Annotated in this window: 8 protein-coding genes; all 8 read right to left on the bottom strand. The window is 51.0% G+C overall.

Annotation, left to right across the window (positions count from 1 at the left end):
* Window positions 1-190: 190 nt before the first annotated feature.
* Window positions 191-1,579: a glycine--tRNA ligase gene (locus ACTRC3_RS03835; RefSeq protein WP_178038109.1), complete on the bottom strand. Its 1,389-nt coding sequence runs from the start codon at window positions 1,577-1,579 to the stop codon at window positions 191-193.
* A gap of 19 nt (window positions 1,580-1,598) precedes the next feature.
* The gene (locus tag ACTRC3_RS03830; RefSeq protein ID WP_349165137.1) at window positions 1,599-2,186 is read right to left on the bottom strand and encodes a hypothetical protein; all 588 of its coding nucleotides are present in this window, start codon (window positions 2,184-2,186) and stop codon (window positions 1,599-1,601) included.
* An 89-nt stretch (window positions 2,187-2,275) separates the two neighbouring features.
* A complete protein-coding gene (gene recO / locus ACTRC3_RS03825) occupies window positions 2,276-2,929 on the bottom strand; it encodes a DNA repair protein RecO (protein ID WP_440321702.1) in 654 nt (217 codons plus the stop codon).
* 233 nt (window positions 2,930-3,162) lie between these two features.
* The gene (gene era, locus ACTRC3_RS03820) at window positions 3,163-4,077 is read right to left on the bottom strand and encodes a GTPase Era (protein WP_178038106.1); all 915 of its coding nucleotides are present in this window, start codon (window positions 4,075-4,077) and stop codon (window positions 3,163-3,165) included.
* A 53-nt stretch (window positions 4,078-4,130) separates the two neighbouring features.
* Window positions 4,131-7,055 (bottom strand): insulinase family protein, encoded by a 2,925-nt coding sequence (locus ACTRC3_RS03815; protein WP_440321707.1) that lies wholly within the window; start codon window positions 7,053-7,055, stop codon window positions 4,131-4,133.
* 49 nt (window positions 7,056-7,104) lie between these two features.
* Window positions 7,105-7,425: a hypothetical protein gene (locus ACTRC3_RS03810; RefSeq protein ID WP_440321700.1), complete on the bottom strand. Its 321-nt coding sequence runs from the start codon at window positions 7,423-7,425 to the stop codon at window positions 7,105-7,107.
* Between the two features lie 192 nt (window positions 7,426-7,617).
* Window positions 7,618-7,875: an HPr family phosphocarrier protein gene (locus ACTRC3_RS03805; RefSeq protein ID WP_178038103.1), complete on the bottom strand. Its 258-nt coding sequence runs from the start codon at window positions 7,873-7,875 to the stop codon at window positions 7,618-7,620.
* An 84-nt stretch (window positions 7,876-7,959) separates the two neighbouring features.
* Window positions 7,960-9,579: a phosphoenolpyruvate--protein phosphotransferase gene (gene ptsP / locus ACTRC3_RS03800; RefSeq protein ID WP_178038102.1), complete on the bottom strand. Its 1,620-nt coding sequence runs from the start codon at window positions 9,577-9,579 to the stop codon at window positions 7,960-7,962.
* Between the last annotated feature and the right edge of the window lie 70 nt (window positions 9,580-9,649).

Genomic DNA, 9,649 nt, shown 5'->3' with positions numbered 1-9,649 from the left:
CTGCCAGCCTGCTCGTCCCTACGGAAAATCAGCTAACGTTCCGACGGGCAGACCGGCAGCCTCTTTTTCTGGGATGGACGTCATCGTAGACCGAACCCCCGTCTTTCATAGTCAGAAACAGGAAAAATACACCCCTGGCTGACGTCAGCCAAGGGTGTATTTTTCCTGTTTCGTCCTATATGAAATAAAATTAGAATGTGAATTTATCAGCAAAGTAAGCATCCAGTTCGTCAATCTTCACACGAACCTGCTCCATGGTATCACGATCACGGATAGTAACCGCGCCATCTGTCTCAGACTCAAAGTCATAGGTCACGCAGAACGGCGTACCAATCTCATCCTGGCGGCGATATCTCTTACCGATGTTACCTCTGTCGTCAAACTCACAGTTATACTTCTTGCTAAGCTGCGCGAAGATCTTCTCCGCGCCCTCGTTCAGCTTCTTGGACAGAGGCAGCACGCCGATCTTCACCGGTGCCAGTGCCGGATGGAAATGAAGCACGGTACGCACGTCGCCGCCCTCCAGCTCCTCCTCGTCGTAGGCTGCGCACAGGAACGCCAGAACTACGCGGTCCGCGCCCAATGACGGCTCGATAACGTAGGGGATGTATTTCTCCTTGGACTCATCGTCAAAGTAGGACATATCCTGTCCGGATACATTCTGATGCTGAGTCAGGTCATAATCTGTTCTGTCTGCGATGCCCCACAGCTCGCCCCAGCCGAACGGGAACAGGAACTCAAGGTCCGTAGTCGCCTTGCTGTAGAAGCACAGCTCCTCCGGAGAATGATCGCGGGCACGCATCTCGTCATCCTTCATGCCGAGGGACTTCAGCCAATCGATGCAGTACTGCTTCCAGTAAGCGAACCACTCCAGGTCAGTACCCGGCTTGCAGAAGAACTCCAGCTCCATCTGCTCGAACTCCCTGGTACGGAAGGTGAAGTTACCCGGTGTAATCTCGTTACGGAAGGACTTACCAATCTGTCCGATACCAAACGGGATCTTCTTTCTGGAGGTTCTCTGTACGTTCTTGAAGTTTACAAAGATACCCTGCGCAGTCTCCGGACGGAGGTATACGGTATTCTTCGCGTCCTCGGTAACACCCTGGAAGGTCTTGAACATCAGGTTGAACTGACGGATATCGGTGAAATCATGCTTTCCGCAGGACGGACAGCAGATATTGTGTTCATCCACATAAGCCTTCATTTCTTCCGGGGACCATGCGTCTACAGAGCCCTCGATCTCAATGCCGTTCTCAGCCATATAGTCCTCGATGAGCTTATCGGCACGGAAACGCTCCTTACAGCTCTTGCAGTCCATCAGCGGGTCGGAGAAGCCGCCCAGATGTCCGGACGCTACCCAGGTCTGCGGGTTCATCAGGATGGCACAGTCTACACCCACGTTGTACGGATTCTCCTGTACGAATTTCTGCCACCATGCGCGCTTTACATTGTTCTTAAGCTCTACGCCCAGATTGCCGTAATCCCAGGTGTTGGCCAGACCGCCGTAAATCTCAGAGCCCGGATATACAAAGCCTCTTGCCTTTGCCAGAGATACAATTTTGTCCATTGTCTTTTCCATTTGCTTTTCTCCTCTTCGCTTATTTATAAATGATATATGACAGTCCGCCGTCTGCGACAGCCGCCTGCTTTTTACCGGTTACATTTACATTGCCTCCTGCGGATACCGCAAGAATCGTGCCGGGAACCTCTACCTTCACAGTCTCATCGGTCTCCATCACCAGAACCTTCGCCTCGTCCGCGCCGTCCAGGTCACCCAGTGAGAGCTTCGCCCCGTCTGCATCAAGCAGTTCGCCGTTCAGCTCATAACCCCCGGCCTGCGCTTCCGCCACGGTTCCGTTGAACAGCGTCGTCTCCGTGTAATCCTCATAGTATTCGCTTCCGTCAAAGACCAGCTGCAGGGTCGCAGTCCCGTCCTTTACCTCGAACTTCTTCATGGTGATATGGTCGGTGGCATAGTTCTTATTATACTCTGCAAGCTCCGACTCTATCTCACCTTGAAGCTCTTCGGAATCGTAGAAATCCTTGTCAAATTCCTCCACAATCGTGTCGGTTATCTTTCCTTTTTTGTCTACCGCAATCGTACTCTCCTTGGGGACAGAACCGCCGCAGCCGATCAGAACCGATAACATACAGATCAGGAGACAGAAACAGACTGATTTTCTCATCGATACTCCTCCCACTTCTCTTCTGAGGTAATTACCTCAGGGAATCCCATATAGTATAGCGTCTTTCCCGGCATTTTTCAACTGAAAATTCACTTCACACAGGTCTCCAGAACATCCAGCGACTTAAAATGCCCCTCCATATACCGCTCCCGGTACCGGTGCAGCACAAACCGCAGCTCTCCCAGCACCTGCTGCGACACGTTAAAGGTATATAATTTTTCGATGGATGAGGCCGCAATATACTGTAAGGTATACAAAGTGGATTCGCAAATGTCCAACTGCCCGAAGTCCGGCGGACATTCGCCGTTCACCACCAGCACCTTCAGTTCATATATGTAACGGATCAACTCGTTGGGGATGCTTGGTTTACATAACGCTCTCAAGGACTGATACAGAAGCTTCAGCATCTGCAGCTCATCGTTGGCCTCTCTGGTATAATATTCCGCCAGCTCGCAGAAATAGAACCCGTAGCAGGCCCCTTCGAAATCGCCGCTGAGCTCATGAAAGTAATTGGACGCCTTCGCCTGCATCAGATTATAAGAGGTACGGCCCTCGTAGACCGAAAATTCGCCGAAGACAAAGGAATTGCAGACCGCCAGAAGGGGACTGTTCTGCCGCCTGGCCCCTCTGGCAAAGGCTGTAATCTTGCCCCGTTCCCGGGTCAGAAGGATGATGCGCTTGTCATAATCCCCCTGGGGATAAGCCGCCAGCACCAGGCCGGTCACTGTGATTATTTGTCCCATATTCCGTATCCGCCCTCCGGCTTTCTCCTTTCTCCCGTGCGTCATCTGACGCACGATCCCGGGTAATCCCTTTGTAGCTTAAGTAGTCTTCCACCGCTCCGGTCAGTTCAAACTGTTCCCATGTCATGTGCTTCGCCCCTGTTATCACGTAATTCTGAATCTACTCTTAATGTATCCAGATTCCGCACAGGTATGCCCGCAAATAAATGGTAAACGGCACGGTTCGTTACTCCTTACATTTCCAAATCTTTCTTATCATAACCAAAGTTCTTAATCAGAAAATCGCTGTCCCGCCAATCCTTCTTGACCTTGACCCAGAGCTGCAGATTCACCTTCATCTCCAGCATATCCTCGATCTCATAGCGGGCTGCGCTTCCGATTTTTTTAAGCATGCTTCCCTGCTTTCCGATGATGATGCCTTTATGCGAATCCCGCTCGCAGATGATGGTAGCGTCGATATCGCAGACCCTGCCGTTTGGCCGCTCCTTCATCTTGTCGATGGATACCGCGATACCGTGGGGAATCTCCTCATTCAGGCAGCGCAGAGCCTTCTCCCGGATAAGCTCCGCCACGATCTGACGCATGGGCTGATCGGTCACTGTATCCTCGTCATAGAACTTCGGTCCGTAGGGCAGATATTTGAAAATCTGCTTGATAAGGGTGTCGGTATTATCGCCGCTTAAGGCGGATACTGGTACAATCTCGTCAAACTCGTGGAGCTTCCGGTAGGTATCGATGACCGCCAGCAGTTCCTCCTTCTTCACCGTGTCCGTCTTATTGATAACCAGAATCACCGGAGTCTTTACTTTCTTCAGCTGCTCCGCGATATGCTGCTCGCCTGCGCCCACGAAGGTGGTGGGCTCCACCAGCCACAGAATTACATCGACCTCTTTCAGCGTCCGCTCCGCCGCATTGACCATATACTCGCCCAGCTTATTCTTGGCCTTGTGGATACCCGGCGTGTCCAGGAATACAATCTGTCCCTCGTCGCAGGTATAGACCGTCTGGATACGGTTTCTTGTGGTCTGGGGCTTATTGGATGTGATGGCGATTTTCTGGCCGATCAGCTTGTTCATCAGGGTGGACTTTCCCACGTTAGGCCGGCCAATCAGAGTGGCAAAACCGGATTTACAATTGTTATTTTCCATATACATTCTCCATTTTATGTACGGCGGACGCAGAGGCGCCCACCGGTTATCTCTTAGTGGAACAGACTCTCCGTCACCTCAAACAGATCCTTCTGTTCCTCCAACTTTTCCTCATTTCCAATGACACAGATATGGTTCTGGGAAAGCATTGCTTTCAGGTAGGGCACCAACGATCGGATCTCTTCGATACCACAGCCAAGCACCTCGTCCCGCTCCTTCTGTACCTGTTCTTCGGTGACTCCGGTCATCCAGGCGCTTAAGGAACGCATGCCCTTGGCTCTGGCGTTCAGCGGCGTATCCATGGAGCTGATGGTTCCGATGATATACTTGGTCATATCGCGATCGGATACATCGAAATGCTCTGTGTAATCCACGCTCTTCTCAAATATCTCATTGGTCTTCCGAAGGTTCGGATCCCGGTAGGATACCAGATAGCCGCTGCCGGTGCGGGTGTAATTGTTCATGCAGCCGTAAGCGCCGCCCTTCACACGCACATTATTCCAGAGGTAATCGTAGCTCATGATGATCCGCAGTACCTTCAAGGCTCCGATGTACGGAAGTCCCGCTGCCCGGAAGCTTCCGGCCCGGGCCACATACTGAATCTGCGCTGAGGTTTTCAGGCCCTCATTCTTATGCTCCGGAACCAGCGCCCACACCTTTTTCTCTGCGCCGGTATTCGGATGCAGTGCCGCCGTCAGCTTCGTAACCTCCTTATCCAGCCCCGTGAGGCTCTTTTCCTCGCCGGTATAGCTGACCAGCAGATTTTCCGGGCAGAACAGCATCCGCGCAAGCTCTGCAAGCTTCTCTGCCGCCGTCTCCCATTTCTCCTCGAAGTTCGTATCCAGATCTTCAATGAAATGATAAAAGTCCACGCCGCCGGTCATATCGGAAAAGGCCGCGCTGGATGAGAAATAGGACATGGCACGAAGGGCCGCCATGGAGTGTCCGGAGGTCTGAAACGCCATCTGCTGACGGGATTTGGTCTCCGCCACGATTTCCTTAAGGCGCTTCTTATCGTGAAGCTTCGAGGTCATCAGCATCTCCCGCAGCATAGCAAAGGCCACGGGCTCCTCCTCGTAGAGAGCCTTACTCTTCACCTCGAAGACTGCCGTATAATCCCGGGGGTTCTGCACGCTGTCGTAGCTTCCCACACTGCAGGAGATACCGCCTGTGTGCAGATTCAGCTCATTGGCAAAATCACCGTAGGTGTAATGCTCTGTGTCTAGCTGACCGAGGGCCGCTTTCAGAAGTCCCAGATAGGGAATCAACTCCACCGGAATACCGCCTGCCCGAAATACCAGATCCACATAACCGATGCCATTGGTGAACAGATCATGGTAGAGCACGTCGGTGTCTCCGGCCTTTCGCAGCTCATTCTGGAAGGGCTGTGCTTTCTTGTCGATATCCTCCCGGGCAAGAAGCGGAATCTTCGCCAAATCCTCCTGGGGCGACGGCTCGCTCTGATACTCCTTCAGATGCTTTGTAAATTCCACAATCTGCTTCTTTTCTTCCGCGCTCAGGCTGTTCCTGTATGCCTCCAGCTTTCTCTTAAGCTTCTCATCCTGCTCTGCGGTCAGGCCCTTCCTCGGGCGAATCAGCACCAGCGAACCATGGGGATTATCCAGCAGACAGGTTTTAATGAGACCTTCAAAATAGCCCTTATCCGCCTGTTCTTTTAAGAACGCGAAATTGTCCAGCGCCTCCAGGTGGAGGAACGCACTGTCATCCTTATAAAGCCAGCTGTCAAAGGCCTGTAAGCCGTACATCAGACCAGCCGGATAATTGCCGAAATCAGCCTCCCGGTAACGGAATTCGAAATAGTTGATACCGGCGCGGAGAGCCTTTTCATCCAATCCCTCCTCCGACAGCTTCTTTAAGGTACTCTCAATCACTTCTACAAATGCGTCTTTCTGATCTTCATTCGCGTTTTTCGCGATAATTGAGAAAACAGGCTGCTTTACGCCATTGTCGTAGGAGCTCATAATATCGTGGCCGATACCCGCGTCCAGAAGCGCCTGCTTTAAGGGCGCACCAGTGGCAGATAAAAGCACGTACTCCAGCACCTGCATAGCCAGATAAAGCTTCGCGTCCAGGGTGTCGCCCACAGATTTATTGTAGGAAAGGTAGGTGTTGTCCTCCTCGCTCTCTTCTGCGGAAATGGAATAATCCTTTATCACTTCGCGCATTTTTTCAAAGGGAGCCTGAGTCTGCACCTCAGAATCAATCTCCTGATAATCGTAGTGGCTCAGATAGTTCTCGTCAAGCCACTGAAGCTTCTCGGCCATATCACAGTTTCCATACAGGAAAATGTAACTATTAGAGGGATGATAATAGCGGCCATGGAAATCCAGAAACTGCTGACAGGTCAGATCCGGAATAAACTCCGGGTCTCCGCCGGACTCATTGGCATAGGTGGTATCCGGGTAAAGGGAGTTCAGAATCTCCCGCTCCAGTACGCCCTCCGGGGAGGAAAACGCGCCCTTCATCTCATTGTAGACCACGCCGTTCAGAGTCAGGTCGCCGTCCTCGCTGTCCATCTCGTAATGCCAGCCCTCCTGGCGGAAAATTTCTTCTTTTTTATAGATATTCGGGTAAAATACCGCGTCCATGTAGACATGAATCAGATTCTGAAAATCTTTATCATTGCAGCTGGCAATGGGGTACACCGTCTTATCCGGATATGTCATGGCGTTCAGGAAGGTATTCAGGGAGCCCTTCGCCAGCTCCACAAAGGGATCCTTTACCGGGAACTCCCGGGAACCGCACAATACGGAATGCTCCAGGATATGGGCCACGCCCGTATCATCCGGCGCCGGGGTACGGAAGCCGATATAAAATACCTTATTTTCATCATCGTTGGATAAGAGGCATACCTTTGCCCCTGTCTTTTTATGCTTCAGATAATAGCCGACGGAATTTAACTCCGCAATCTCACGCTTTTCCACCAGCTCATAGGACTGTAATTCTTCTATGGTCATCATTTTCTCTCCTGCCTTTCTATTTGCCTGCCATACAGGCGGGCATTTGTTAAATAGTATACCACTTTTTTCCGAAATATATTTTTTTAAAAAACCAGATATCGGATCCGCAGCCGTACGGCCAGACCGGTACTTCTCGCGGCCTGTTCTGATTTTCCATGACGATACAGCACTCATCCGTTTTTCCGGAAAATTCATCCAGGAATTTCTGTTCCACATCCCTCAAAGCCAGCTTTGTCCGGATATTTTTCGTCCTTCTTGACAACAGTATTCCTGCATATACCGCCGCTATTGCCAGTTCTGCGCACCCTATTATCACCAGGCCGAAATGGTCTCCTAATACACCCAACTCATTCATTACAAATTCCATCGGTCTCTCCCCAATTATATCACGCTATTAATATCATATTACCATAGCACTTTTTCCCATTTTTCGCAACTTTTTTGGTCAAAAATATCTAGTTTGAAAGCCTTTCGTCAGTGCCGTAAAGCAAAAGAAGCTGCAGGAAGATTTTTACACTTCCCGCAGCTTCTTTCTCTTTTTATAAATTATTTGATAATCTTACAGGTTGGTCTCGAAGAAGGTCTTGATAGCCTCGAATGCTGCATCCTCATCCTCACCGTCAACAGTAACGGTAACCTCTACGCCCTGCTTAACGCCCATGGACATAACTGCCATGATTCTCTTAGCGTCTGCTTTCTTAGCGCCGCTGTCCAGAGTGATGGCACTCTTGAACTTTGCTGCTTCCTTTACCAGAAGTCCTGCCGGTCTTGCGTGAAGTCCCAGCTCATCCTGTACTACATACTTAAACTCTTTCATGTTAGATTCTCCTTTTATTTGATAAAATTTATAGCTGCAAGCCAGACTGCCTCCGGCCGACTATCGTTCTCAGCTTCCGCCTGCTTACTCTGCCTCGCGGATCTTCTTACGCAGCTCCAGAGTAAATACCGGAGATACGGACAGCTCGTCGATACCCATCTGGATAAAGCGGCGTGTCAGCTCCATGTCTGCTCCCAGCTCTCCGCAGATACCGCACCATGCGCCATGTGCGTGCGCGCACTCGATGGTTCTCTGAATCATACGAAGTACTGCCTCGTGATGGGGATCGTAGATATCGTCCAGAGACTGATTCTGACGGTCGATAGCCAGTGTATACTGGGTCAGGTCATTGGTTCCGATGCTGAAGAAGTCTACTTCCGGAGCCAGCATATCCGCGATCATAACGGCTGCCGGTGTCTCCACCATGATACCAAGCTCCACATCGCCGAAGGGGATGTCAGCCTGACGCAGCTCGTCCTTTACTTCCTCTACGATCTCTTTGATCTTCTTAACCTCCGCCACAGAGATGATCATCGGGAACATGATGGAAGCGGTACCATATGCACTTGCACGGTAAATAGCGCGCAGCTGTGTCTTAAATACTTCCGGTCTATGCAGGCAGATACGGATAGCACGGAAGCCCATAGCCGGGTTCTCTTCCTTCGGAATCTGGAAGTAGTCAGCCTGCTTGTCTGCTCCGATGTCCAGAGTGCGGATGATGACCTTCTTGCCATTCATCTTGGAGATAACGTTCTTATATACCTGGAACTGCTCCTCCTCGGTCGGGTAGGTATCGCGGCCCAGATACAGGAACTCACTGCGGAACAGACCGATACCTTCGGAGTCATTTGCCAGCACAGCATCCACATCCTCTTCACTTCCGATATTGGAATACAGATGGATATGCTTGCCGCTCTTGGTTACAGTCGGCAGTCCCTTCAGGCTCTGAAGCAGAAGCTTTCTTTCTTCCTCGCGCTTCTTCTTCTCTGTCATCACAGCTGTGGTCACTTCATCCGGCTCAATGTAAATCTTGCCTGTGAAACCATCTACGATACCGTCTTTACCGGTCAGCTCCGGATCCAGATCGATATCAGCGGTAACGATACAGGGGATGTTCATCATACGTGCCAGGATAGCGGTATGAGAGTTTGCGGATCCCTTCTGGGTAACCAGCGCCAGGATCTTGTCCTTCTCAAACTGTACGGTCTCGCTGGGCGCCAGATCCTCTGCCATGATGATCACCGGCTCCGGCATTGCCTCTGCGCTTACCTGTGTACCGCTTAAGATGGCAATCAGACGGCTGGAAATGTCGTTGACGTCCGCAGCACGTCCGCGCATATAGTCGTCATCCATGCTCAGGAACAGTGCCGCGCACTGCTCGCCTGTTACAAATACAGCGTACTCTGCGTTGACCTTGTCATTCTCGATCATGCCTGTGATGCCTTCAACGAAGTCCAGATCCTCCAGAAGCATCTGATGAGCCTCGAAGATCTCAGCCTCTGCCTCTCCCACATCCTTCATTGTCTTTTCCTTCAGCATCTCAAGCTGCTCTTTTGCCTTTGCTTTTGCAGCCATGTAGCGGGCTACCTCTGCAGCCGGATCCTCAATGGTGCTCTTCTCCACGACCTGCTTTGCTTTCTTATAAATGAAGAGCTTTCCAATCGCAACACCGGAAAATACGCTCTTACCCTGACGAGTTTCCATGAAACAATTCCTCCCTGAATTCAATTTTTTCAAATGCAGATTTGCCATACAGCCGAAAAAGAAGCCAAGC

Origin of the sequence: Laedolimicola sp. (assembly GCF_051972735.1) — a bacterium.
Classification (GTDB): Bacteria; Bacillota; Clostridia; order Lachnospirales; family Lachnospiraceae; genus Laedolimicola; species Laedolimicola intestinihominis.
Note: the sequence above shows the minus strand (reverse complement) of the source record. Positions and strands in the feature narration are given on the sequence as shown.

Bases quoted from the DNA above. Each gene is read 5' to 3' on its own strand.
- ACTRC3_RS03835 (WP_178038109.1), bottom strand. From the start codon at position 1,579: ATGGAAAAGACAATGGACAAAATTGTATCTCTGGCAAAGGCAAGAGGC.
- ACTRC3_RS03830 (WP_349165137.1), bottom strand. From the start codon at position 2,186: ATGAGAAAATCAGTCTGTTTCTGTCTCCTGATCTGTATGTTATCGGTT.
- recO (WP_440321702.1), bottom strand. From the start codon at position 2,929: ATGGGACAAATAATCACAGTGACCGGCCTGGTGCTGGCGGCTTATCCC.
- era (WP_178038106.1), bottom strand. From the start codon at position 4,077: ATGGAAAATAACAATTGTAAATCCGGTTTTGCCACTCTGATTGGCCGG.
- ACTRC3_RS03815 (WP_440321707.1), bottom strand. From the start codon at position 7,055: ATGACCATAGAAGAATTACAGTCCTATGAGCTGGTGGAAAAGCGTGAG.
- ACTRC3_RS03810 (WP_440321700.1), bottom strand. From the start codon at position 7,425: ATGGAATTTGTAATGAATGAGTTGGGTGTATTAGGAGACCATTTCGGC.
- ACTRC3_RS03805 (WP_178038103.1), bottom strand. From the start codon at position 7,875: ATGAAAGAGTTTAAGTATGTAGTACAGGATGAGCTGGGACTTCACGCA.
- ptsP (WP_178038102.1), bottom strand. From the start codon at position 9,579: ATGGAAACTCGTCAGGGTAAGAGCGTATTTTCCGGTGTTGCGATTGGA.